The sequence below is a fragment of the Limosilactobacillus secundus genome, assembly GCF_020784695.1.
GTDB classification, from domain to species: Bacteria; Bacillota; Bacilli; order Lactobacillales; family Lactobacillaceae; genus Limosilactobacillus; species Limosilactobacillus reuteri_F.
Genome location: NZ_JAJGUA010000026.1, coordinates 91,001 through 114,169, shown reverse-complemented (window position 1 = coordinate 114,169; position 23,169 = coordinate 91,001). Strand labels below are relative to the sequence as shown.

The 23,169-nt window shown below is 38.0% G+C and carries 23 protein-coding genes, 5 tRNA genes and 1 riboswitch; of the genes, 22 read left to right on the top strand and 6 right to left on the bottom strand.

The window, feature by feature from the left end; genetic code table 11:
• Nucleotides 1–195 precede the first annotated feature (195 nt).
• Nucleotides 196–2,052 carry a ribonuclease J1 gene (gene rnjA / locus LMB57_RS03195; RefSeq protein WP_229271887.1) on the top strand — a complete coding sequence of 619 codons (1,857 nt, stop codon included), beginning with the start codon at nucleotides 196–198 and terminating at the stop codon, nucleotides 2,050–2,052.
• Nucleotides 2,053–2,199: 147 nt separating this feature from the next.
• Nucleotides 2,200–3,387, top strand: a complete 1,188-nt coding sequence (locus LMB57_RS03190; protein ID WP_229271886.1) for a CPBP family intramembrane glutamic endopeptidase — start codon at nucleotides 2,200–2,202, stop codon at nucleotides 3,385–3,387.
• A gap of 46 nt (nucleotides 3,388–3,433) precedes the next feature.
• On the opposite strand, the gene LMB57_RS03185 is transcribed toward LMB57_RS03190, so the two are convergent.
• From LMB57_RS03185 to LMB57_RS03170, 4 genes are read right to left on the bottom strand one after another with little or no spacing between them, the layout of a single operon-like run.
• On the bottom strand, nucleotides 3,434–4,087 hold the full coding sequence (locus LMB57_RS03185; RefSeq protein ID WP_003674923.1) for an amino acid ABC transporter permease: 654 nt from the start codon (nucleotides 4,085–4,087) through the stop codon (nucleotides 3,434–3,436).
• 12 nt (nucleotides 4,088–4,099) lie between these two features.
• Nucleotides 4,100–4,738, bottom strand: coding sequence for an amino acid ABC transporter permease (locus tag LMB57_RS03180; protein WP_229271885.1), 639 nt, complete (start codon nucleotides 4,736–4,738; stop codon nucleotides 4,100–4,102).
• On the bottom strand, nucleotides 4,738–5,568 hold the full coding sequence (locus LMB57_RS03175) for a transporter substrate-binding domain-containing protein (RefSeq protein WP_229271884.1): 831 nt from the start codon (nucleotides 5,566–5,568) through the stop codon (nucleotides 4,738–4,740). Before LMB57_RS03175 ends, LMB57_RS03180 begins: the two co-directional genes overlap by 1 nt.
• Before the next feature lie 12 nt (nucleotides 5,569–5,580).
• Nucleotides 5,581–6,321, bottom strand: a complete 741-nt coding sequence (locus LMB57_RS03170; RefSeq protein ID WP_324255221.1) for an amino acid ABC transporter ATP-binding protein — start codon at nucleotides 6,319–6,321, stop codon at nucleotides 5,581–5,583.
• A 280-nt stretch (nucleotides 6,322–6,601) separates the two neighbouring features.
• On the opposite strand from LMB57_RS03170, the gene LMB57_RS03165 reads away from it, so the two are divergent.
• The 3 genes from LMB57_RS03165 to LMB57_RS03155 all read left to right on the top strand — a co-directional run bounded on the left by LMB57_RS03165 (nucleotide 6,602) and on the right by LMB57_RS03155 (nucleotide 8,641).
• Nucleotides 6,602–7,078, top strand: coding sequence for a universal stress protein (locus tag LMB57_RS03165; RefSeq protein WP_003668816.1), 477 nt, complete (start codon nucleotides 6,602–6,604; stop codon nucleotides 7,076–7,078).
• A 172-nt stretch (nucleotides 7,079–7,250) separates the two neighbouring features.
• Nucleotides 7,251–7,934 (top strand): VIT1/CCC1 transporter family protein, encoded by a 684-nt coding sequence (locus LMB57_RS03160; protein WP_003664611.1) that lies wholly within the window; start codon nucleotides 7,251–7,253, stop codon nucleotides 7,932–7,934.
• Nucleotides 7,935–7,948: 14 nt separating this feature from the next.
• Complete coding sequence (locus LMB57_RS03155) at nucleotides 7,949–8,641, top strand: VIT1/CCC1 transporter family protein (RefSeq protein ID WP_229271883.1); 693 nt, start codon at nucleotides 7,949–7,951, stop codon at nucleotides 8,639–8,641.
• Nucleotides 8,642–8,703: 62 nt separating this feature from the next.
• Here the strand turns inward: LMB57_RS03155 and LMB57_RS03150 are convergent, their stop codons facing one another.
• Nucleotides 8,704–9,624, bottom strand: a complete 921-nt coding sequence (locus LMB57_RS03150; protein WP_229271882.1) for a cation diffusion facilitator family transporter — start codon at nucleotides 9,622–9,624, stop codon at nucleotides 8,704–8,706.
• 182 nt (nucleotides 9,625–9,806) lie between these two features.
• Here LMB57_RS03150 and LMB57_RS03145 point away from each other — a divergent pair, with 182 nt between their 5' ends.
• From LMB57_RS03145 to LMB57_RS03085, 13 genes are all read left to right on the top strand, one after another.
• Nucleotides 9,807–10,481 carry a metal-dependent transcriptional regulator gene (locus LMB57_RS03145; protein WP_135951106.1) on the top strand — a complete coding sequence of 225 codons (675 nt, stop codon included), beginning with the start codon at nucleotides 9,807–9,809 and terminating at the stop codon, nucleotides 10,479–10,481.
• Nucleotides 10,482–10,627: 146 nt separating this feature from the next.
• A complete protein-coding gene (locus LMB57_RS03140) occupies nucleotides 10,628–10,828 on the top strand; it encodes a cold-shock protein (RefSeq protein WP_003672521.1) in 201 nt (66 codons plus the stop codon).
• Between the two features lie 100 nt (nucleotides 10,829–10,928).
• Nucleotides 10,929–11,684: a threonine/serine exporter family protein gene (locus LMB57_RS03135; protein WP_229271881.1), complete on the top strand. Its 756-nt coding sequence runs from the start codon at nucleotides 10,929–10,931 to the stop codon at nucleotides 11,682–11,684.
• An 11-nt stretch (nucleotides 11,685–11,695) separates the two neighbouring features.
• Nucleotides 11,696–12,169 (top strand): threonine/serine exporter family protein, encoded by a 474-nt coding sequence (locus tag LMB57_RS03130; protein WP_078009679.1) that lies wholly within the window; start codon nucleotides 11,696–11,698, stop codon nucleotides 12,167–12,169.
• Between the two features lie 55 nt (nucleotides 12,170–12,224).
• Nucleotides 12,225–12,899, top strand: a complete 675-nt coding sequence (locus LMB57_RS03125; RefSeq protein WP_229271880.1) for a phosphatase PAP2 family protein — start codon at nucleotides 12,225–12,227, stop codon at nucleotides 12,897–12,899.
• 72 nt (nucleotides 12,900–12,971) lie between these two features.
• Complete coding sequence (locus LMB57_RS03120; RefSeq protein WP_229271879.1) at nucleotides 12,972–13,427, top strand: GNAT family N-acetyltransferase; 456 nt, start codon at nucleotides 12,972–12,974, stop codon at nucleotides 13,425–13,427.
• A 37-nt stretch (nucleotides 13,428–13,464) separates the two neighbouring features.
• Nucleotides 13,465–13,639: riboswitch (Lysine riboswitch) on the top strand.
• A 127-nt stretch (nucleotides 13,640–13,766) separates the two neighbouring features.
• A complete protein-coding gene (locus tag LMB57_RS03115) occupies nucleotides 13,767–15,242 on the top strand; it encodes an amino acid permease (RefSeq protein WP_035168573.1) in 1,476 nt (491 codons plus the stop codon).
• 98 nt (nucleotides 15,243–15,340) lie between these two features.
• Nucleotides 15,341–15,982, top strand: coding sequence for a deoxynucleoside kinase (locus tag LMB57_RS03110; protein ID WP_003668798.1), 642 nt, complete (start codon nucleotides 15,341–15,343; stop codon nucleotides 15,980–15,982).
• Between the two features lie 65 nt (nucleotides 15,983–16,047).
• A tRNA-Val gene (locus LMB57_RS03105) sits at nucleotides 16,048–16,120 on the top strand.
• A 7-nt stretch (nucleotides 16,121–16,127) separates the two neighbouring features.
• A tRNA-Leu gene (locus tag LMB57_RS03100) sits at nucleotides 16,128–16,210 on the top strand.
• A gap of 89 nt (nucleotides 16,211–16,299) precedes the next feature.
• Nucleotides 16,300–16,371: transfer RNA gene (locus tag LMB57_RS03095), tRNA-Gly, on the top strand.
• A gap of 5 nt (nucleotides 16,372–16,376) precedes the next feature.
• A tRNA-Arg gene (locus tag LMB57_RS03090) sits at nucleotides 16,377–16,450 on the top strand.
• Between the two features lie 45 nt (nucleotides 16,451–16,495).
• Nucleotides 16,496–16,569: transfer RNA gene (locus LMB57_RS03085), tRNA-Pro, on the top strand.
• Nucleotides 16,570–16,705: 136 nt separating this feature from the next.
• Here LMB57_RS03085 and LMB57_RS03080 read toward each other — a convergent pair.
• A complete protein-coding gene (locus LMB57_RS03080) occupies nucleotides 16,706–17,665 on the bottom strand; it encodes an alpha/beta hydrolase (protein ID WP_229271878.1) in 960 nt (319 codons plus the stop codon).
• 292 nt (nucleotides 17,666–17,957) lie between these two features.
• On the opposite strand from LMB57_RS03080, the gene adhP reads away from it, so the two are divergent.
• The 4 genes from adhP (at nucleotide 17,958) to LMB57_RS03060 (ending at nucleotide 23,022) form a co-directional block, all read left to right on the top strand.
• On the top strand, nucleotides 17,958–18,986 hold the full coding sequence (gene adhP, locus LMB57_RS03075) for an alcohol dehydrogenase AdhP (protein WP_229271877.1): 1,029 nt from the start codon (nucleotides 17,958–17,960) through the stop codon (nucleotides 18,984–18,986).
• A 173-nt stretch (nucleotides 18,987–19,159) separates the two neighbouring features.
• On the top strand, nucleotides 19,160–19,627 hold the full coding sequence (locus LMB57_RS03070) for a CtsR family transcriptional regulator (protein WP_013923834.1): 468 nt from the start codon (nucleotides 19,160–19,162) through the stop codon (nucleotides 19,625–19,627).
• A gap of 14 nt (nucleotides 19,628–19,641) precedes the next feature.
• The gene (locus tag LMB57_RS03065) at nucleotides 19,642–22,134 is read left to right on the top strand and encodes an ATP-dependent Clp protease ATP-binding subunit (RefSeq protein ID WP_229271876.1); all 2,493 of its coding nucleotides are present in this window, start codon (nucleotides 19,642–19,644) and stop codon (nucleotides 22,132–22,134) included.
• A gap of 285 nt (nucleotides 22,135–22,419) precedes the next feature.
• On the top strand, nucleotides 22,420–23,022 hold the full coding sequence (locus tag LMB57_RS03060; RefSeq protein WP_003664584.1) for a TetR/AcrR family transcriptional regulator: 603 nt from the start codon (nucleotides 22,420–22,422) through the stop codon (nucleotides 23,020–23,022).
• Nucleotides 23,023–23,169 lie beyond the last annotated feature (147 nt).

The window sequence follows — 23,169 nt, the reverse complement described above, 5'->3', positions numbered from 1 at the left end:
TTAGGCAATTACTACCTTCAATTTTGTAGATGTGGTAAAATAATAGTTAGTTTTACGTACGGATTAAATAATTAAGATTAAGTGCCAATAATAAAATGAATATTAATAACCGACCTTGCCAAAACAAAGCGGTTCTTTTGGCTTACTTAAATTCCGTTAATTAACATGATAAAAATCTATAGAAGGAAAGGTATTATGACAAAATTAAAGATTAAAAACAATGAAGTTGCCTTTTACGCCATGGGTGGTCTTGGTGAAATTGGTAAAAATATGTATTGTGTACAATTCCAAGATGAAATTATTGTTATTGATTGTGGGGTTTTATTCCCCGAAGATGAATTACTAGGAGTAGATTACGTAATTCAAAATTATGATTACCTAATTGAAAATAAAGATAAGATTAAGGGAATCTTTATCACACACGGTCACGAAGACCACATTGGAGGCTTACCATTCTTCTTGCAAAAGGTCAACGCACCTATTTATGCAGGACCCTTTGCCATGTCATTGATTAAGGGTAAGTTAGAAGAAAAACACTTGCTAAGAAATGCCGAATTGCATGAAATTAATGAATTCGATGAAGTTCACTTTAAAAAGCTATGGGTTAGTTTCTTCAGAACAACCCACTCAATCCCTGATACACTGGGTGTGGCTGTTCATACTCCTCAAGGAACAATTGTCCAGACTGGTGACTTTAAGTTTGATTTAACACCAGTTGGTAATTTACCAGGTCCTAATCTTCAACAGATGGCTAAGTTAGGGGATGATGGAGTTCTCCTCCTAACATCAGATAGTACAAACGCTGAACGACCAGAATTTACAAAGTCTGAACGCTGGGTTGATATCCATATTCGCCGGATCTTTGAACGAATTAAGGGGCGCATTATCTTTGCTTCATTTGCATCTAACGTTTATCGATTACGTGAAGCATCTGATGCCGCGATTGCGCAAGGCCGAAAGATTGCGGTTTTTGGTCGCAGTATGGAAAATGCAATCACTGCTGGTCAAGAATTAGGTTACCTTAACATTCCTAAAGATTCACTTATTGACCAAAATGAAATTAACAATTACCCACCAGAGAAAGTATTGATCATGTGTACTGGATCGCAGGGGGAACCAATGGCAGCCCTTAGTCGAATTGCTAATGGTACTCACCGCCAAATTACTATTCAGCCAGAAGATACAGTTGTTTTCTCTAGTAACCCAATTCCAGGAAATACTACTAGTGTTAACGCCCTCATCAATAAGCTTGAAGAAAGCGAGGCTAATGTAATTCACGGGTATGTTAATAATATCCACACATCAGGACACGGTGGGCAAGTCGATGAAGAATTTATGCTACGGTTAATGAAACCTAAGTTCTTTGCTCCGGTTCACGGTGAATACCGAATGCAAAAAATTCACACTAAATTGGCTGAAATGACTGGTGTACCAAAGGAAAATAGCTTTGTCCTTGCAAATGGGGATGTTTTAGCTCTTACAAAGGATTCTTGCCGAGTAGCGGACCATATTGATAGCGTTAGCGATGTTTATATTGATGGTCGTGATGCGGGAGATACAGTTGGGAACCCAGAAATTCGCGAACGGCGCTTACTTTCGGAAGAAGGAGTCGTAACAGCGATTGCGGTTGTTGACTTAAAGGATTACCAAATTGTTGCGGGACCTGATATTGTTTCTCGTGGCTTTGTTTATATGCATGAGTCACAAGAACTAATTAAGGCCGCCAATCATGAAGTATTCTGGGCAATACTCAATACATTTAAGAATCACAAACACGTTGATCAACGAGTATTAAACCGGACAATTATCAGCCGTTTACAAAAATTACTCTATGATCGCACTGGTCGTCGTCCAGTGATTATTCCGATGGTGACAATTTTGAATGGTAATAATCGTTCCGAAAACCAACACTATCGTCGACCAAACAATAAAAATAATCAAACACATAAAAACGAACGACAAAATAATCATTCCCACCGAAACTCTCAACAACATTCTAAAAAGAAGAATGGTAAAGAGAAGCAACCAGTTGCAACAGGAAACACAGAATAAACCATAAAAGAACTTGCAGTTTTTTTGCCTGCAGGTTCTTTTATGGTTTAAACTAAAAAAAGAAGATTTGTTCTTAAAACTAAGGAGATTGTTTGGTATGATCATATTTAGCAATTATTTTAGATTTCCCAGAGAGGATGAGGAAAAATGACCGGAAACGATTATCTTAGGATCTGGTACCGGGTTCAAATTGGGGCGACCCTGGTCATTTTAGCAATGATGATGATTCGTAATTACGAATTTAATCGTCAGACCGTTGCATTAGCATTATTGATCATGGTTATTATTTTAGGAATTGGTTTAGTCTTTGAACTCTTACCTAATGTATCCTTGTTAGTTAAAAAGCTGAATGCATGGCTACAAGTGATTACTCAGCCGATAATTTTAGTATTTGCTTGGGATGTAATGGTTCGAGAAATTATTGTTTTATTACATTTACCATCCCGGGGCGTTGTGACAATGATGATTTTTTATTACTTTATTATGTTTGCACCATTTGCAAGCGTAATTGGTGAACTCATGCATTGGAGCATTGAACGATTAATCTTTATTGCTTGGTTAGCTCTGGTGGTTTTTACGCCATTGATTGCCTTGCCAACAGACTTGATTGATAATCACTTCTTATTATTAGCATTATCCACTGGTGCAGTTGGCGCAGTTGCCTTTTTTATTCTTACGACAACTGTCATGCGGACGTGGCACTTATCATGGCCAGGCTTAAAGCCACATTGGAGCGGTGATTTTAATTGGGGGATATTTGCTGGATTAGTTGTTGTTGATATTATCTTTATGGCTTTAAATACAGGAGAAATGCCAAATCTCCATCGTGCTAATTGGGATTTTACCTTTTCGGCATTTGAAGCTGCGGTAATGGAAGAGACTTTGTTCCGCTTTGCTATTCTGGGCATCTTATTCTATGCTTGGCGTAATGTAAAACAACGACTTCCATTAGCATTAGCAACTAGCTCAATTTTATTTGGAATTGTTCACCTTACCAACTATGGTCCTCAAGAATGGTCAATGACTGTTTTACAAGCAGTTAGCGCAGCGGGAATTGGATTATTTTTTGCAACTGTTTATGTTTACACTGGTCAATTATGGCTAGCAATGGTAATGCACTTCCTATTAGATTGGACAGCATTTGTTGCTTCTGATTCAACATTGATGACTGGAAAAGTAACAGTTCAAGATTGGATTGGGACGGGAATTGAATTAGTGGTATTTATTGGAATTGCCGTTTGGATGATGTTTGGACAACGACGTCAAGTGATGGAACGGCATGTTAATCGCTTAACCGGAGAGCACCAACGGTTTGACTTTATGATTCAGTATTAAAAATGGCGAGATTAGAAAAATTTTCTAGTCTCGCCATTTTTAATGCTTAGGCAATGTGTTTATGCAAATAACGTGCAAACAATGATAATGAGTAGCAGACAATAAAGTATAGGACTGCTAAAGCAACGAACATTGGAATAATATAATTTGTATTTTGTCCATAGATGATCTGGGCGTGGTACATTAACTCTGGCAAGACAATAATTGTTGCTAGTGAAGTATCCTTAACCAATGAAATAAACTGGCTAACGAGGGCCGGCATCATATTCTTAATTGCTTGTGGTAAGACAATAATTCGTAAAGCTTGCCACTTGGTTAATCCATTAGCTAATGCTCCTTCTGTTTGACCATAATCAATCGAATTTATTCCTGAGCGAACAATTTCGGCAACCATTGCCGATTCGAAAATTGAAAGCGCCATAATTGCAGCCGGAATAATTTCTGGTTTAATTCCGATATTCGGGAGACCAAAGTAGGTGAAGAAAATTATTAGCAGGAGGGGAAGGTTACGGATAATATCGATAATGAACCCAACAATTGCTGATAAGTATTTGATATTAGCGTAACGAATAATTCCGAGAAAAGTTCCCAAAATAAAGCTGATTATAATTGAAATTACGGAAACTTCAATTGTAATCCAAAGTCCTTCTAGGAGGAAACGGATATTAATCCATGAATAAGCGTCAATAAAATTTTGCATTGATCATCCCTCCTAGGCTAATTTCTTTTCAAGGTGTCGCATATAATAACTTAACGGAAGCGTAATGATGAGGTACATGATACCGATAATGAAATAAGTGGGCATAGTTGCTAAGGTATCATTTGCAATTAGATTTCCCTGGTACATAAGATCAAAGCCAGCGACAAAGGCAAGAACTGATGAGTTTTTAACCAAGTTGATAAATTGATTGCCAAGTGGCGGAATAACAACGCGAAATGCTTGTGGTAAAACAATGTAGCGCATCGTTTGCCCATAAGTAAGTCCATTGGCAAGGGCTCCTTCCATTTGACCAGGATCAATTGAATTAATTCCAGCACGCACAGTCTCAGCAATAAATGCGGACGTATAAAGAGTTAAGCCGATTGTTCCCGCAGTAAATCCATTAATTTTCACTACATACATTGGGATGATCAGGAAAAAAGCCATTGTAATTACCAATAATGGGATATTACGAAAGACCTCCACATAGACATGACCGATGATTTTTAAAACCCGATGCTGCGAAATCTCGAGAAGGGCAAAAAAGGTTCCAATAATAAGGCTCCCGATTAGTGCAATAAGGCTACATAGAATAGTATTCCAGAGGCCGGTTAAAAGGGGATGCCACTCATTTATAATTAAATTTAACATTAGCGCTTCATCTCCTGATAATTAAATCCTTTAACATTGCCAAACCATTTAAGAAGAAGACGGTTGTAGGTTCCATCCTTTTCAACTTCTCTTAACGCCCAGTTTAATTTGTTGCGAAAACGCGTTTGATTTTTGTTAACGGCGATTCCATAAGGTTCTTTGGTAAAGTTACCGCCAACAACTTCATAGCCTGGGTTTTCAGCTGCCATCCCATAGAGAATCCCATTATCAGTGGTAAGGGCATCCCCCTGTTTAGATTTAAGGGCCGTCATCGCTTGAGCATAGTCAGATAATTGAAGGACGCGGGCTTTAGGAGCAAACTTCGCAACGTTTTTAACTGAATTTGATCCAGAAACCCCAAGAATTACAGCGCCTCGTCGATTTAAATCGCTGATGTTTTTGATTGGACTTCCCTTCTTAACTAGGAGAGATTGACCAGCATCAAAGTAAGAATGGGTAAAATCAACTTGCTTTTCTCGCTCAGGAGTGATCGTCATGGTTGCCATAATCGCATCAATATTACCATTTTTTAATAGGGGCACCCGGGTTCCGCTAGTTACAGGAACAAAAATTGGTTTTCCTTGTGGACCTAGAATTTTTTTGGTAAGAGCTGTTGCGAGGTCAATTTCAAATCCTTCTAGTTTTCCTGTCCGGATATTTTCCAGCCCAAATAGGCGGGTATCTGCTTTAACTCCCCAAGTAATTCGTTGACTACGCATATCTTCAGTCAGGACATCTTTTTTTGCAATTGAGGTACCACAAGCAGAAAGGGTAAGGAGAGTAACAAAGAGGAGGGCGCTAAGAGTAACTAATCGCCAATACTTTTTCATTGTAATTCCTCCTTAGTGGCCACTGATCTTACTCATAAATTCGCGAGCACGCTCTGTAGAAGGCTGATCACCAAAGAATTTTTCGGTTGAATCGTCTTCTAAGATCCGACCATCTGCCATAAAAATAACCCGGTCAGCAACTGCCCGCGCAAAGCCCATTTCGTGGGTTACTACTAACATTGTCATGTTGGAGTTTTTAGCGATATCTTTCATAACGTCTAAAACATCATCAATCATTTCCGGATCGAGAGCACTTGTTGGTTCATCAAATAGGAGGCATTTAGGCTTCATAGCCAGACTGCGGGCAATCGCAATTCGTTGTTTTTGGCCTCCAGATAGCTGAGCAGGCATACTTTCAGCTTTATTTGCAAGCCCAACTTTATCAAGCAGTTTCATTGCTAACTCACGGTTCTCGTCTTCTGGGCGCTTTAATACGATTCGTGGTGCGAGCATGATGTTCTCGATAATACTTTTATTGTTATATAGGTTAAAGTGTTGAAAGACCATCCCGACATCTTTTCGAATTAAATTAACATTGGTTTTCTTATCTGCAAGGTCAAACCCGTTGACGATTAATTGACCATCTCTAATAGGATCTAATCCATTGATTGTTCGAATCAGACTACTTTTCCCCGAACCAGATGGCCCGATTAAAACAACCGTTTCGCCAGCATCAATTGTTAAATTAATATCTTTTAATGCATGGAAATTACCATAGTATTTTTGCACATTATGAAATTCAATCATTGACATGTGTAGCTAACCCCCATTTCATTTGTATTTATAATAAGCAGTAAACATCCTTAATTATATATTTTGTTCTATACCCCGTCAAAAGCTGCATTGTGTAATTATTAATTTGCTAAAATAATTATAAAATTCTTTAATAAACCACTTTTATTTTAGGAAGACCGAAATAATTATTTACAAAATTGAGATAAGTAGTAACATAAGGAGTGAAGAATATGACTTAACGAAGAGGAGCGAGTAATGCTTCATCGTTAAAGTGTAGAACATAGGGAGGAGAATACTAATGTTCGAAATAAAGCCAAAGAAGTTCAAGAAGATCCTCGTTGGTGTTGACGATGCACCAGATGCCCGTGCCGCTTTCTCATACGCGGTTGATAAGGCGAAACGTGATGGTTCAGAATTAGGAATTGTATCGATTCTTGAAACTGACCGGGTAAATGTATATCAAATCTTAGATAAGGATTACGTTCATAGCAGTGAAGATGAATTACGTCAACGAGTAAATGAATATGTCCAAGCAGCAATTGATTATGGTGTTGATCCAGAAAAGATTACGGCGATTGTTGATCGTGGTGAGCGGCCAGCTGAGCGGATTTGTAATCATGTCATCCCTGCTTTTCAGCCAGATTTATTAGTCGTTGGTTCAATTGGTAAGAAGGGTAATCGTAAGGCGGTTGGTTCTCAGGCATCATACATGGCTCGCCATGCTGGAACGTCAGTATTTGTTATTCGGACAAATACTGTTCAGGCTTATGAATAAATAATTTAATTTTTTTAGATTATTGCGATAGTTCTGATTAGGACTATCGCTTTTTATATGAATAGATATATTTTAATGATTCTAATCTAGGATATCATTTGAAATTTATTTGGTTGTTTTTAGCCATCCCTATGTTATAATGATTCTAAATTAAAAGAGGAGAGGGATAAATGTGTCCAAGAAAAAGATGTCATTAGCACAAAAGGTAAATGTTCTGCGTGCGAGTGTAATGGGGGCTAATGATGGGATTATTTCAATTGCCGGAATTGTTATCGGGGTGGCAGCAGCGACGAGTAATGCTCGTTCCATCTTAATTGCAGGTTTGTCCGGAACGCTTGCCGGGATGATTTCGATGTGTATGGGGGAGTATGTCTCGGTTTCAACCCAAAAAGACTCACAAAAAATGGCTTTGATTAGTGAAAAGCAGCGACTTCAAAATCAATACCAGCATGAATTTGACTATGTTCAAAAGAAATATGAAGCTCAAGATATTGATCCGCAACTAGCTAAACAAGCGACGAAAGAATTAATGGAAAAAGATGCTTTAGGAACAGCTGTTCAAGAGCGCTATGGCTTTAATCCCAATGAGTTTACAAGTCCATATGCGGCGGCGATCGCTTCTTTTATATCTTTTCCAACCGGTTCAATTTTACCGATGGTGGCGGTTACCGTTTCCCCTGCAAATGTTCGAATTTTAGCAACCGCAATTGCAGTTCTGATTGCTTTATTAATTACTGGTTATTTTGCGGCGGTTTTAGGAAAATCTAACCGGATTAAATCGATGATCAGGAATGCAGCTGCTGGATTATTAACAATGGGAGTTACGTACCTGATTGGACAATTATTTGCGCGGTAGGGAGATGAGATTAAATGAGTATTAAGGTGAAAAAGCAACAGAAGCAAACAATGGAAGAAAAACTGAATACGTTACGAGCTGGGGTACTAGGTTCAAATGATGGAATTCTGACTGTTGTCGGTGTCCTGGTATCAGTAGCAGCAGCGACAAGTGACCGCTTTACTATCTTCATTGCTGGCTTATCTGATTTGCTTGCCTGTGCATTTTCAATGGCTTCTGGCGAATATGCCTCTGTATCTACTCAAAAGGATACGGAAAAAGCGGCCGTTGCTAAAGAAGAGCAGCTCTTAAAAAACGATTATGAAAGGGAGCTTGCGGCAGTAAGAGACTATTATGTAAATAAAGGAGTTACCCCTGAAACATCAATCAAAATTGCTAAGGACCTCCTTAATAAAAAGCCCCTTGAGACGGTTGTTCGGATTAAGTATGATATTGAGCTTGGTCACTATCTTAATCCTTGGGATGCTGCCTTTTCTTCTCTTTTTTCAGCAGCTGCTGGAGGATTGATTCCGTTGATGGCAATGACTTTTGCTCCCGAAGCATATAAGTGGTATGCCGTGATTTTGGCGGTTGCCTTTACTAGTGCCCTAACTGGTTATATCAGTTCTAAGCTTGGTAACGGGCTTGTAAAAGTGGCAGTTATTCGAAATATTATTATTGGTTTGATTACAATTACGATTCACTACGGAGTCGGAAAATTATTTTAATTTATATAAAAATTAGGAAGCAAGAAGGTGAGTTTTCGCTCAACTTTTTGCTTCCTTTAATTTTAGTCCTGTTTGAAGTCGTTATTAATAACATTTTTTTCATCAACGGGAGTATTGAATAGTTCTTCATCTTTCCCTCGGTGATATTCTGCTTGAATAGTAACATGACAGATCCCATATTTTTCATGCAAGATTTTTTCTACTTGACTATAGATTCGCTCAACTTGGCTTAGTGGCAAGTCATCACAATTAAGATGGACAGAGAAAATGATTCGGTGTTCATCCATCATCCATGCATGAACGTGATGAACTGCTGTAACCCCGTCGACTTGCTTTAAATCATTTTCGATGGAATTATAATCAAGATCTGGGGAGGACTGCATGAGAATTTTGATGGTTTGATTAATAATTGGCCAAGCTTCATAAGCAATATAAAGAGCAACCCCGATTGTCAAGGCGGGATCAAGCCATGGAACATTAACAAAGGTAAGAATGATTCCTCCAATGATAATAGCGACAGAAGAGAGCGCGTCACTTAGAATATGGAGATAAGTTGCTTTGACATTTAAGCTGTCTTCGCTGCCAGCATGTAAAAGGGCTGCGGAAATAAAGTTTGCAAGCAGACCAATCACGGCCACGGTTAACATAATGCCCCCGTTAATATGCTGGGGATGCTCTAACCGTTTAATAGCTTCAATAATTAAAAAGACAGAGATAACAATTAAAAAGATACTATTAGTTAATGCTGAGAGGATTTCAGCTCGCCGGTAGCCATAGGTTCGCTGCCGATTCTCTGGCTGTCCGCCAATATGCTGGGCAAAATAGCCTAGTACAATGGAAAGCGAATCCCCTAAATTATGAAAAGCATCTGATAGTAAGGCTAAACTTCCAGAGAGGATACCTCCGAGGATTTCAACAATTGTAATTATTATATTTAGGAGGGTAACTGCTAAAAAGCGTTTCCCTGTTACTTTTTCGTCCATGATTTACCTACTCCTCCGTAAAGATCGATTGCGGGTTTATAAAAAGCTTATAACAAAAAAGTTAGGCTTTCCAAACTACACTTTTAATAATATGCTATAATCAATTTGGGTTCAATGTTAATATATAAAAACACATAATGACCGATCGTAGGCCAAATTTTAATACCCAGAGGTGAAAAAATTTGACTCCAATGAAGGAAGACTATCTAAAAATTATTTTTGAATTAGGTGGTAGTCATAAAAAAGTTTCTAATAAAGAGATTTCCCTTGGACTAGGAATTGCCGCTGGATCAGTAACCGAGATGATTTCTAAGTTGGCTGACGAAGGGCTAGTTGTTCATGAACCATATGCCGGTATTTCTTTAACTGAAAAAGGACAAAAGTATGCTGCAGAATTAGTTCGAAAGCATCGTTTATGGGAAACGTTTTTAGTGGATAAGCTTCACTACAATTTTGCCGACGTCCATTCAGAAGCGGAAATTCTTGAACATCAGACAAGTGATCGACTAGCAACGGCCTTAGATGCTTTTCTTCAACACCCTGATCATTGTCCGCATGGTGGAGTAATTCCATCAGCTAATGGCAAGTTCCCAGATGTAACACATCGTTTATTAGCAGATGCTGATGATGGGGAAAAAGTTGAACTAGAGCGATTCTTAGATAATCATGAACTTCTCACTTACTTAGAAGAGTTAGGATTACGACCTCAGGAACAAGTTACTGTAATTCGCCATGAGCCTTTTGAAGGACCAATTGTGATTCAAAAAGAGGATAGCGACCAAGAAATTAATGTTTCATATAAGGCCTCACATAATATTTTTATTGAACCGGATACAGCTCAAGAAAATAAAGATTAATTATGTAAATGATTGCTTATGTGATACAATGGTTTTTGTAGTTTTTTTAAGTGCGGTTGGTTCGATTGTTTCATTGCAAATGGATCTCTTCACCTGAGACGAATTACAAATTATATTAGTGCTTAATGCACAGGAGGATTTCCAACATGGAACAAGGAACTGTTAAATGGTTTAATGACGATAAGGGATATGGCTTCATTACTCGTGAAAGCGGCGATGACGTGTTTGTTCATTTTTCTGCTATTCAAGGGGATGGCTTTAAGTCATTGAGCGAAGGACAACATGTTACGTTTGAAGTTGAAGAAGGCGAACGTGGCCTTCAAGCTGCAAATGTAGTTAAAGACTAAATACAAAAAACGACTGGATTTTTCCGGCCGTTTTTTTGTATTGAGCTCCTTATCTAAACAGAGGATAATAATAATATCTTTGAACAGAGAAGGCGAAAAGATGTTAACGAAACGACGACAAGCACTAGCACTAAAGACTTGTTTGCTAGCTGGGAGACTTTTAATTGAAAATGGATCAAATATGGAACGAGTTAACGACACCTTATCCCGAATGGCAAAAAGTGCAGGACTTCATGGCTTTCAGGCTTTTACAACCGTAACTGGAATTGTAGTTGGGACGATTAATGAACCCGATGCCCAAGTAATTACTATTCGTCATCGCAAAAACAATTTAAGTAAAATTGCGGATGTCAATGAAGTTTCTCGTGAACTAGCACGGCGCAAAATTGATGTTCCACAAGCATTTGCTAAATTAAAAAAGATTGATCGCCAAAAGATGTCAAGATGGCAAAACTGGTATGAATCATTTGCTGCTGCGATTTTAAGTGGTGCATTAATGATTGTCTTTACAGGTAATGTTTCTGATTCTTGGGCTGGCTTTCTTGCAGGTGGCGTAGGTTACGGAGCATTTTCATACCTTTTACGAAAGTTTAAGATTCAGTATTTAGGAGAGTTTTGTTCTTCCTTAATTATAGGTGTTTTGGCGGTGATCTTTGTTAAAATGCATCTTGCTAATAATATTAATGATATTATTATTGGTGCGGTTATGCCTCTGGTTCCTGGAGTGCCCTTAACTAATGCGGCACGGGATTTAGTTTCCGGAAACTTAATTAGTGGACCTACAAGAGGAATTGAGGCGATTTTAACTGCTGTTTCGATTGGTAGTGCAATTGTAATTGTTCTGCACTTTAATTAGGAGGGTAGGAGATGAATTGGGGTAACCTATTATTACAATTTTTCTTATGCTATGTTTCGACAGTTTGTTTTGGTATCCTCTTAAATATTCCTAAACGTGCCTATCATACTGCGGGGATGATTGGTGGAGGCGTATGGGTAGTGTACTGGATAATGTATTATTGCAGTGGCATTGGCCTTGCGTTTAGTAATTTAGTTGCTGCAATCTTAATTTCGGTATTAAGCCAGGCAGCAGCTCGGCGAAAACGAATGCCAATTATTGTTTTTAATGTGCCCGCGCTAGTTCCATTCGTGCCTGGAGGACAGGCTTATAAAATGGTTCGTAATTTTGCTATTGGTAATTACCATCTTGTTAATGTTTATTTCTACCAGGTAGTTGTCATTGTTGGTGCAATTACGCTTGGCTTTGGTTTGGGAGAGCTTTTAAATCGTGTTTTGAACTATCTTCATAAATATTTAATTAAAAAGTCACGATGGAATTTTTGACACTGTGGTATACTCATTTTTGATTAATTAATTTAAGTTAGGAGAATCCTTGATTATGTTTATTGAACGTGATGATCATCGGTGGTGGCGCTTTGCCTTAAGCGGTGGTTTCTTTATCGCATTGATGCTATTAATTATGTTTAATTCATCAGTGCTAACAATGATTGATGCTGTTCTGCAGTCGTTATTTACTAGTCAGCGCCTGGAAGGAATTGGCTGGTTCCATGCTTTGATGAGCTTACTTTCATTTTTAGCTAAACCGGTCTTAGATTTAGTATGGGTATTTATTATTGCAGGTGTTTTATGGTTGAAGGGCTATCGCATCCCGGCTTTATGGTCATTAGGAACGATTTTTGGTGGTGATGTGATTGGGACAATTATTAAACACATCGTTAAGCGGGTCCGTCCTGCACAACACTTGGCAGCAGATGATGGCTATAGTTTCCCTAGTGGTCACACTTTAGGATTCTTCTTGGTAGTAGCAATTTTATTCTTAATTGTAATTCCACTTATTCAAAAAGCATCTGTCCGCACAATTTTGCAAATCTTATTAATATTTGCAGTCTTCTTTCTGGCGGTATCGCGGGTATATCTTTATGCTCACTGGCCATTTGATACTATTGGTGCAATGTTATTAGCTTATGCATGGTTACAAGTAGCTGAATGGCTCTATGTCGCTTGGGCACCACGATTGCAACGAATTCCGTTCTTCCGTAGTATTGAAATTTAATAATCGAAATTGATGGAGGGCAATCTTTTTGGGTTGCTTCTCTTTTTTATTTCCCGGGAAATAGGAGAAAAAATGAGTGAAATTATAATTGAACCAGCAAAAACTAATAACAATTTAGGAGCAATAGTTAAATTATTGGATAATGAAAACTTAACACAAGCAGTGGGACTGCTTTTACCACTTCAAAGAGAAAAACGTGTGCAAGCTATTAAGATGTTTGTTCGCCAGAATCATGTAATGGTAGTGAAACTAAATGAAGATGTAGTGGGGATGATTGTATTAAGTGCTTGGTATGGGGATGAAGGAAAAAGAATTGCTCATCATTATGAATTAGGTTATCTTTTGCAGCAAAACCAATGGAATAAAGGCATAATGACAACTGCACTTCAAAAATTTATTTCTATTTTGCCATCTAAAATTACGATTCATGCGGAGTGCAAACAAAGTAATTATCGTTCTCAGCGAGTACTTGTTAAATGCGGTTTTACTTATGACAAGGATGACTTATGGCAACGTATTATTAAATAATCGGACTTGCATTTTTATTTGAGTGGGGTATAATTTCATTCGATGAAGAGGTTGCATATTTTATCAGTAACTAGTATTAGGTGAATAAGCACCGGAGTATTAGTGAAAGGGAAATATGCCGAAACACTACTTAGCTTATTTCTGGTAGATGTTGGGCTATAGTCACAATAGGCTATAGACTGTCGCAATAATTGCGGGGCGCTTCCTAAATTGATTCAACGATTAATTATAGGTATTAAGTTGGGTCTTCTGGTGGGGTTACCGATCAGAAGACCCTTTTAATTTATCCTCTTCGAAAATGTTGACGTTAAGGCACACAAATTTGGAGGAAATATATTTATGGCAGATGAATCTAAGTCGACGGGTCATATGGAACGGACATTACAGACACGTCACTTGTCCATGATTGCTCTTGGTGGGACAATCGGTACTGGACTTTTTATTGCCAGTGGATCCGCTATTTCAACTGCAGGACCTGGTGGAGCATTAGTTGCATATGGAATTATGGGAATTATGGTTTATTTCCTAATGACGAGTCTAGGTGAAATGGCAACATATATGCCATTGACGGGGTCGTTTTCAGCTTATTCGACGAAATTTGTTGATCCAGCACTAGGTTTTGCTCTTGGTTGGAACTATTGGTTTAACTGGGCAATTACAATCCCCGTTGATGTTACAACTGCGGGTATTGTAATGAATTATTGGCTTCCCAATGTTCCAGGCTGGATTTTTAGTGTAACAGTGATGGCGTTAATTTTCTTAATCAATTATTTATCGGTACGATCCTATGGTGAAACTGAATTTTGGCTTGCTTTAATCAAAGTGGTCACAGTTATCGTATTTTTAATTGTTGGTGTTGCAATTATTTTTGGAATTATGGGCGGCAAGCCTGTTGGATTAAGCAACTTCCACTACAAGCAAGCACCGTTTGTTGGGGGAGTGCCAGCAATTATTAGTGTTTTCTTAGTTGCTGGTTTCTCATTCCAAGGAACAGAATTAGTTGGAATTACTGCTGGTGAAGCTGCTACACCAGAAAAGTCTGTCTCCAAGGCAATCCATTCAACTTTCTGGCGAATTTTACTTTTTTATATTTTTGCTATTTTTGTTATTGCTTGTATCCTGCCTTACACAGATAAGAACTTATTGAATCAAGATGTTTCAAACATTACAATGAGTCCATTTACAATTGTGTTTAAGCGAGCGGGATTAGCCTTTGCAGCTAGTGCAATGAATGCGGTTATCTTAACTGCCGTCATTTCTGCTGCTAACTCTGGTTTATATGCCTCAACCCGGATGCTTTATTCACAAGCACGTGAAGGATATGCATGGCGGATTTTTGGTTATGTAAACCGGCGTGGTATTCCAATTTATGCTTTACTAGGAACAATGGTTGTCTCATTAGCAGCCTATGCAACCCAATTTATTGGTCCAAAAGCTTATAACTATTTAATTGGTGCATCAGGATTGTGTGGATTTATTGCATGGTTAGGAATTGCAGTTTCCCATTATCGTTTTAGAAAAGCTTTCCTTAAGCAGGGACATACGCTTTCCGAATTGAAGTATCACGCAACAGGATTCCCATTCGGTCCAGTATTCGCACTTGCTTTATGTATTATCGTTATTTGTGGTCAAAACATCGATGCTTTTGTAAAAATGGATTGGCAAAACATCTTGATTACTTACATGGGAATTCCATTATTCTTAATTCTTTTCTTCTACTACAAGATTCGTTATAAGACGCACTTGATTCCGCTTGATAAGGTTGATTTATCACGGCGAACAAAGGGTGAATCGTACGAACCAGAAGATGATTAATAAAATAAAAAGGAACGAGAAAATACTCGCTCCTTTTTATTTTAAATGTTAGAATTGTTTTCGTTACTTTTTGAATTTGAAACAGGGGGAAATAACTAATGATTGCTTTAGCCGGGACAATCGGTGCAGGAAAGACTAGTTTGACAAAGCTGTTGGCAGACCATCTTAATAGTCAGGCTTTCTATGAATCTGTTGACGATAATAAAATTTTGCCGCTTTTTTATAAAGATCCTAAAAAATATGGTTTCTTATTACAGATTTACTTTTTAAACAAGCGGCTTGATGAGATTAAAGATTCATACTCGAATGATTTAAATGTTTTGGACCGGTCAATTTTTGAAGATGCCTTATTATTCAAGTTAAACGCGGATATGGGCCGAGCTACGGAAACAGAGTCAAATATTTATTCTTCATTATTAGGTAATATGATGGAAGAATTACCAGAGCAACCACACCAAAAAGCCCCCAACCTTTTAATTACAATTAGGGTTTCATTTGAGACAATGCTTGAACGGATTAAGAAGCGGGGACGTTCATTTGAACAAATCGCTAATGATCCTTCCTTATATTCATATTATAAGAATTTAAACGAACGTTATGTTCAATGGTATGAGGATTATAATGAAAGCCCTAAGATGGTTATTGATGGCGATAAATATGATTTTGTTGAAGATCCGGCTGCAGCTAAGAAGGTCTTAGCCATGATTGATGAAAAATTAATTGAATTAAATCTTAAATAGGATTTGACAAAAAAGTATATAGATGATATATTAAATAGGCTGATTTATATAGCAAGCCTATTTATGGAGGATTAGCTCAGTTGGGAGAGCATCTGCCTTACAAGCAGGGGGTCACAGGTTCGAGCCCTGTATCCTCCATTAATTTGCGGATGTGGCGGAATTGGCAGACGCGCAAGATTTAGGATCTTGTATCATTTTGATGTAAGGGTTCAAGTCCCTTCATCCGCATTTAATATTTTTTGAAATTCTTGTTGACATTGATGAGATTTTCGTGTAATATTAATAATCGTTGATAGGAAATAACTTATCAGAGACATGCGGAAGTAGTTCAGTGGTAGAACATCACCTTGCCATGGTGGGGGTCGCGGGTTCGAATCCCGTCTTCCGCTTATATGCACCCATAGCGCAATTGGATAGAGTGTCTGACTACGAATCAGAAGGTTGAAGGTTCGACTCCTTCTGGGTGCACTAATTATAGTAAGCGTGACAGTTTAACTGTTACGCTTATTTTTTCGGAATTTAGCTCAGCTTGGTAGAGCGCTGCGTTCGGGACGCAGAGGTCGCAAGTTCAAATCTTGTAATTCCGATAAGTTAAAAAGACTGTTATCACTCCTATACATAGAAGTGATAGCAGTCTTTTACTATTAACTTCCGAAAATATTAAAAATAAAATGCCAATCAGCATTCTATAATTGAGATGCTGATTGGCATTCTGTCATTTGATTATGCATTGAAACTATCTTTTATAAACTTCGAAATTTGATCTACTGGAATTTTCTCCATCTTATCATAAAGATCAATATGCTCACAGTCTTCTACGATCAATCGTTGCTTTGGTTGGTTAGCAAGGTAATAAGCTCGTTCGGAATAAGATCGGGAGTGAGCTTTGTCTCCATAAATAAATAGGATTGGTCGTGGTGAAATTTCTTTAATATAGTCTAAGGCAGAAAATTCAAGCATGGCTAAATTAGAAGTAGTTGTTGCGGTTCCACGTGCATTTGGATGGAAACCGCGCTTAAGAGCATAAAAACGAAGCCACTCGTTTGTTAATTCATCATGATTTGGCAAATCGTCAATACTATCATATGGTTCTTCTGGGAAGGATGGATGATAGTCAGGTTGTCCATCTTCAAAATCATCCCACCGTTGTTTTGATAATTGATCTTTAAGTTGGAATAATTGTTCAGGAGCAAGATTAGCCATTTCACGAATATCTGTCATATCATACATTGAAATTGTCACAACAGATTTAATTCGTGTATCAACAGCTGCAGCACTAAGAGCAAACCCAGCTCCCCCACTGATACCGATAACACTAATTTGATCACGATTGACATGTTTTGCTTTTGTGCCTAAATAGTCAACTGCGGCACTGAAGGATTCTGCATACAAATCTGGAGAAGCAACATGACGAGGTTCGCCGGCTGACTCGCCCATGTACACTTGATCAAATGCGAGGGTAACAAAACCTAATTGAGCAAACGTATTTGCATAAATTGCGGCTGCCTGTTCTTTTGTGCTTCCATACGGTGCCCCGATTATGATGGCAGGTAACAATTTGTCTTCTTCTAGATCCTTAGGGGTATAGACATCAGCAGCAATTGCCATTCCATAACGATTATTGTAACGAACATGTTGCCGTTCTACATTTTCGCTTAGTTTGGTGATATATCCATAAGACATTATTATACTCACTCCTTTATCTAATTGATTAAATTATAACATTCATTATTAATAGGGAACGTCTAAAGTTATAACGATAAAGTTTTAGAGATAATTAGTAAGTGATTTACTATACAATATGAATTAAATTGATTTACTGAGTTTTGTCATTGTTATATCAATATTTTAAATAGAAAAGAAAATTATTCATTTTGACAAATGTGCAAAATTTCACTTTAAATTTGTCTAGGAGTTATGGTACTATAAGCATTGTAAAAAGTAATTTGTTTATTAATAAAGGAGATCTTACCTTATGAAAGCTGCTGTTATTAATGATCCAGTAGACGGTTTTGTTACTGTTAAAGATGTTCAACTGCGGGATTTGAAGCCCGGTGAAGCTTTAGTTGACATGGAATATTGTGGCCTTTGTCACACTGATTTACACGTTGCTGCTGGAGACTTTGGTAAGAAGCCAGGTCGTATTATCGGTCATGAAGGGGTTGGCCGTGTATCTAAAGTTGCCCCTGGAGTTACTTCCTTAAAAGTTGGCGATCGTGTATCAATTGCATGGTTCTTCAAGGGGTGTGGACACTGTGAATATTGTTTAACAGGTCGTGAAACTCTTTGTCGTAACGTTCTTAATGCAGGTTACACTGCTGACGGTGCAATGGCTGAGCAATGTATCGTGCCAGCTGATTACGCTGTTAAGGTTCCAGAAGGTCTTGATCCTGTTGAAGCTACTTCATTAACTTGTGCTGGTGTTACGATGTACAAAGCATTAAAGGTTGCTGACATCAAACCAGGTCAATGGGTATCAATCGTTGGTGCCGGTGGTTTAGGTAACTTGGGAATTCAATTTGCTCACAACGTATTTGGTGCTCATGTTATCGCCGTTGATGGTAATCCTGATAAGCTTGAAGCTGCTAAGAAGAATGGTGCTGAAATTTTAATTAACCGTCATGACGGTGATGTTGATAAGCAAATTCAAGAAAAGGTTGGCGGTGTTAATGCTGCTGTAGTAACAGCTGTTTCTGCATCAGCATTTGACCAAGCGGTTGATTCACTTCGCCCAGATGGTAAACTTGTTGCTGTTGCTCTTCCACAAGGTGACATGAAGCTTAACATTGCTAAGACGGTTCTTGATGGTATCATTGTTGCTGGTTCACTAGTTGGTACCCGTCAAGACTTAGCTGAATGTTTCCAATTTGGTGCCGAAGGTAAGGTTCACCCAATTGTTAAGACTCGTAAGTTAAGCGAAATTAATGATATGATCCAAGAACTTAAGGATAACAAGGTTGTTGGTCGGAATGTTGTTGATTTTGTTCACAACGATAACGATTAATTAAAAAAGTAGTTCATATTTAATTCTCTAAAAGACTAGTGTTGCACTTGAATGCTTCACTAGTCTTTATTATTTTCTTAAATGTGTAACTGAATGGTCATACAGGTAGGCGCCGACTCTAAAAGTGTGTTAAAATAATGGTCAAGATTAGTCAAAAGAGCCGAGGTGATATAATGGAAAATAAAAGTATTTCAGATATTATCGAAGCATACTTAAAAGAAATACTTGGTGACTCAGCTCAGGTCGAAATTCGTCGTTCTGAGATTGCCAACCAGTTTGATGTGGTACCGTCACAAATTAATTATGTTATTAAGACTAGGTTTACCATTCAAAATGGTTATTTAGTAAAGAGTAAGCGTGGAGGCGGCGGATACATTCGAATCGAGCGAGTTAATTTACTTGATGATGTAAACGTGCTAAACTCACTTATTCAAGCAATTGGCGACTCGGTTCGTGAACGTGATGCTTTTGATATTGTTCGAACGTTATATGAAGAAGACGTGATTACGAGGCGTGAAGGAGACCTTATGCTTGTTGCATTATCTAAACAAGCGCTAGCAGTTAATGATAGTAAGATTGAAGATCAACTTCGCGCTCGTATATTAGTATCATTCTTGAATCGACTTCGCTATGAAAGTTAAAAGGGGGATTGTACATGGATAATATGTTCACGCCAAGTGCAAAGCATGTTCTAGCAATTGCACAAGAACAAGCGAAATACTTTAAACACCAAGCAGTAGGGACTGAACACCTTTTGCTTGCCCTCTCAATGGATAAAGATGGGATTGCTAACAAAATATTTGAACAATTTTCTATTACAAGCGATGATATTCGTGAAGAAATTGAACGCTTGATTGGCTATGGAACGCTGGAAAATCTGGGAGCTTCAGATTATCTTCCATATTCACCAAAAGCAAAGCAGGTATTATCATTAGCTGGGCGAGAAGCTCAACAAATGCATGCATTAAAAATTGGCACTGAACACTTGTTATTAGCATTAATTGCGGATGAAAGTGTCCTATCTTCACGAATCTTGTATAGTTTAGATGTTGTTCCGCGGCAGATGAGAAAAGTAATCTTACGTCGGTTGGGGATTGCTGATAGTCAGCAACGCAATTCTAATCGTCAATCATCTCGTCGACGGCCCCAGCAAACTGGTACACCAACATTAGATAAACTAGCTCGTGATATGACAGCACTTGCTCGGAACGGCCAGCTTGATCCTGTAATTGGTCGAAATAAGGAAGTTAAACGTGTGGAACAAATTCTCAGTCGCCGTACCAAGAATAACCCTGTTTTGATTGGAGAACCGGGGGTAGGGAAAACGGCGATTGCTGAAGGACTTGCTCAGCGGATGGTTGATGGTAAGGTTCCAGCTGAATTGGCTAATAAACGTTTGATGATGCTTGATATGGGATCATTAGTTGCAGGTACCAAGTATCGAGGAGAATTTGAAGATCGTCTTAAAAAAGTAATTGATGAAATTCAAAATGACGGGCATGTGATTCTTTTTATTGATGAACTCCATACCTTAATTGGTGCTGGTGGCGCTGAAGGTGCAATTGATGCATCCAATATTTTGAAACCTGCCTTGGCACGAGGCGAGTTGCAAACAATTGGTGCTACTACGCTTGATGAATATCAGAAATATATAGAATCGGATGCGGCACTTGAACGACGCTTTGCCACTGTTCAAGTTGATGAGCCGACTACTGACCAAACTCTACAAATCCTGCGAGGACTGCGACCAAAGTATGAGGAGCACCATCATGCTAAGATTACCGATGAAGCGCTAGAAGAAGCAGTTAAATTGTCAGATCGTTATATTTCGGATCGGTTCTTGCCGGATAAAGCAATTGACCTTATTGATGAATCGGCAGCTATGGTTCGAATTGATGCTGAAGATAAGAAAAATCATCAGCCTTCATTAGAAAGTCAGTTAGAAGATTTGAGAACCCAAAAAGAAGAAGCAATTGATAATCAAGACTTTGATCGTGCAGCTACTCTTCGTCAACAAGAATTAGCACTAAAAGATAAGATTGACCGCAAAAAGCAACGCACTCAACAAAAGGAATCTCATAACTATAAATTGAAAGTAACTGGTGAAAACATTGCGCAAGTTGTTGCTGAATGGACAGGGGTTCCTTTAACTCAATTGAAGAAGAGTGAGAGTGAACGACTGGTTAACTTGGAAAAGGTTCTTCATCAACGAGTAATTGGTCAGGATGAAGCAGTTACCGTAGTCGCTAAAGCAATTCGTCGTGCACGAAGCGGTCTTAAGGATCCTAGTCGGCCAATTGGTTCTTTTATGTTTTTAGGACCAACTGGGGTAGGAAAAACAGAGCTTGCCAAGGCATTAGCTGCTGCAATGTTTGGCTCGGAAGATAATATGATTCGGATCGATATGTCAGAATACATGGAAAAATATAGTACTAGTCGCTTGATTGGTGCTGCTCCAGGATATGTCGGTTATGACGAGGGTGGCCAATTAACTGAAAAAGTACGGCAACATCCATATTCAGTTGTCTTATTAGATGAAGCTGAAAAGGCACATCCCGATGTATTTAATTTATTACTTCAAGTTTTAGATGATGGTTACTTAACTGATGCAAAAGGTCGACGCGTTGATTTTAGAAATACCATTATTATTATGACTTCTAACCTTGGAGCAACTCAGCTTCAGGATGAAAAAGAAGTTGGTTTTGGGGCCAAAGATATGTCACAAGACTATAATGCGATGGCAGCGGCGATTAAGCAACAAATGAGGTTATACTTCCGCCCAGAATTTCTTAATCGGATTGATGAAACGATTATCTTCCATGCATTACAAAAGAACGAACTTCATCAAATCGTTAAACTCATGGTTAATGATTTAAATAAACGGGTAAGTGAGCAAGGCATTAACTTGAAAGTTACGCCTGCTGCAATTGATGTAATCGCAAAACTTGGTTACAATCCTGCTTATGGAGCTCGTCCGCTTCGTCGTGCTTTACAAGATCATATTGAAGATGATTTGAGTACTGGACTACTTAGTGGTGAAATCAATGTTGGGGATGACGTAACAGTAGGTGCGCGTCAAGGTAAAATTACTTTTAAAGTGAAAAAGCCGGATGAAGATAAAGCTGTTGAATTAAAATTGAATAGGTAAAAAGAACGGTAAATTATTCTGAAAGTGCAGAGTAATTTACCGTTTTGTATTCTAGCTTCATTAAATCTAAAATACACAAAATGAACATTTAAGTTTTATGTAGTTTAAAAAACGTTATAATTGTAACTTTTGTTCTCTAATGATAATAGAAGAGAAGGCTACCGAATTGCATTCATTTATCGCATTTGATGATTATTTTTCTAAAACGGTTGTCAAAAGATAAGTTATAGTCTTATAATGTGTTTATCAGATAATTAATGATTAAAAATAGGGGATGAACAATAAATGAAGCGAGCGGAACAATTAGAAAAGACAAGACAAGCAATCTTAAAAACCGCTACAAAGTTATTTTTACAAAAGGGATTTGGTGAAACTTCAACACGGGATATTGCCAAACAGATTGGAATTACACAACCGGCTTTATACCACCACTTCAGCGATAAAGAGGTTTTATATCTGGATGTAATGACTAATTTATGTGGAAAAGTTCGCCAAGATATTAATAAAGTAATGCGTAAACATGATTTGTCACCGAATGAACAATTATGGCAAATCACCAAGGCATTAAAAAAACATCATCCATTAAGTATTTACGACCAATACAATCAGGCAATGCGCTTATTATCGAAAAGTGCACAGCAAAAACTTAATATGATTTTTACAATGGATTATCTAGAACCGATTGCAGCATTTTTCCGTCAACCAGATGTAGGGTTACGGCCTGATATTCTTCCTAAAGAAGCTGCTGAATTATTTATTGCAGGATTAACTCCAATTTTTGGTACTTCTCAATTAATTGGTGGTCATTCAATTACCCCAGAACAACGTGACCAATTAATCCTAGATTGCATTATTAACGGTTTATCAAATTGGGGCGGAAAAAATTAAAAAATATAAAAATAATTGTTGACAAAATCTAATAGAACTTGTATACTTTAATAGTATATAATTGTGAGTTCATTTGAACCTGGTGATCTATTGTCCATCAGATTCTGCATAAAAGCCAAAGACAGTCGTTAAACTGTTTTTGGATTT

Excerpts from the sequence above, each read along its gene's own strand:
- LMB57_RS03140 (WP_003672521.1), top strand. The coding sequence starts at position 10,628 with ATGGAACAAGGAACTGTTAAATGGTTTAATGACGATAAGGGATATGGC.
- rnjA (WP_229271887.1), top strand. The coding sequence starts at position 196 with ATGACAAAATTAAAGATTAAAAACAATGAAGTTGCCTTTTACGCCATG.
- LMB57_RS03110 (WP_003668798.1), top strand. The coding sequence starts at position 15,341 with ATGATTGCTTTAGCCGGGACAATCGGTGCAGGAAAGACTAGTTTGACA.
- LMB57_RS03180 (WP_229271885.1), bottom strand. The coding sequence starts at position 4,738 with ATGTTAAATTTAATTATAAATGAGTGGCATCCCCTTTTAACCGGCCTC.
- LMB57_RS03170 (WP_324255221.1), bottom strand. The coding sequence starts at position 6,321 with ATGTCAATGATTGAATTTCATAATGTGCAAAAATACTATGGTAATTTC.
- LMB57_RS03155 (WP_229271883.1), top strand. The coding sequence starts at position 7,949 with ATGAGTATTAAGGTGAAAAAGCAACAGAAGCAAACAATGGAAGAAAAA.
- LMB57_RS03185 (WP_003674923.1), bottom strand. The coding sequence starts at position 4,087 with ATGCAAAATTTTATTGACGCTTATTCATGGATTAATATCCGTTTCCTC.
- LMB57_RS03175 (WP_229271884.1), bottom strand. The coding sequence starts at position 5,568 with ATGAAAAAGTATTGGCGATTAGTTACTCTTAGCGCCCTCCTCTTTGTT.
- LMB57_RS03060 (WP_003664584.1), top strand. The coding sequence starts at position 22,420 with ATGAAGCGAGCGGAACAATTAGAAAAGACAAGACAAGCAATCTTAAAA.
- LMB57_RS03125 (WP_229271880.1), top strand. The coding sequence starts at position 12,225 with ATGTTTATTGAACGTGATGATCATCGGTGGTGGCGCTTTGCCTTAAGC.
- LMB57_RS03150 (WP_229271882.1), bottom strand. The coding sequence starts at position 9,624 with ATGGACGAAAAAGTAACAGGGAAACGCTTTTTAGCAGTTACCCTCCTA.
- LMB57_RS03065 (WP_229271876.1), top strand. The coding sequence starts at position 19,642 with ATGGATAATATGTTCACGCCAAGTGCAAAGCATGTTCTAGCAATTGCA.
- LMB57_RS03120 (WP_229271879.1), top strand. The coding sequence starts at position 12,972 with ATGAGTGAAATTATAATTGAACCAGCAAAAACTAATAACAATTTAGGA.
- LMB57_RS03115 (WP_035168573.1), top strand. The coding sequence starts at position 13,767 with ATGGCAGATGAATCTAAGTCGACGGGTCATATGGAACGGACATTACAG.
- adhP (WP_229271877.1), top strand. The coding sequence starts at position 17,958 with ATGAAAGCTGCTGTTATTAATGATCCAGTAGACGGTTTTGTTACTGTT.
- LMB57_RS03070 (WP_013923834.1), top strand. The coding sequence starts at position 19,160 with ATGGAAAATAAAAGTATTTCAGATATTATCGAAGCATACTTAAAAGAA.
- LMB57_RS03165 (WP_003668816.1), top strand. The coding sequence starts at position 6,602 with ATGTTCGAAATAAAGCCAAAGAAGTTCAAGAAGATCCTCGTTGGTGTT.
- LMB57_RS03080 (WP_229271878.1), bottom strand. The coding sequence starts at position 17,665 with ATGTCTTATGGATATATCACCAAACTAAGCGAAAATGTAGAACGGCAA.
- LMB57_RS03130 (WP_078009679.1), top strand. The coding sequence starts at position 11,696 with ATGAATTGGGGTAACCTATTATTACAATTTTTCTTATGCTATGTTTCG.
- LMB57_RS03135 (WP_229271881.1), top strand. The coding sequence starts at position 10,929 with ATGTTAACGAAACGACGACAAGCACTAGCACTAAAGACTTGTTTGCTA.
- LMB57_RS03190 (WP_229271886.1), top strand. The coding sequence starts at position 2,200 with ATGACCGGAAACGATTATCTTAGGATCTGGTACCGGGTTCAAATTGGG.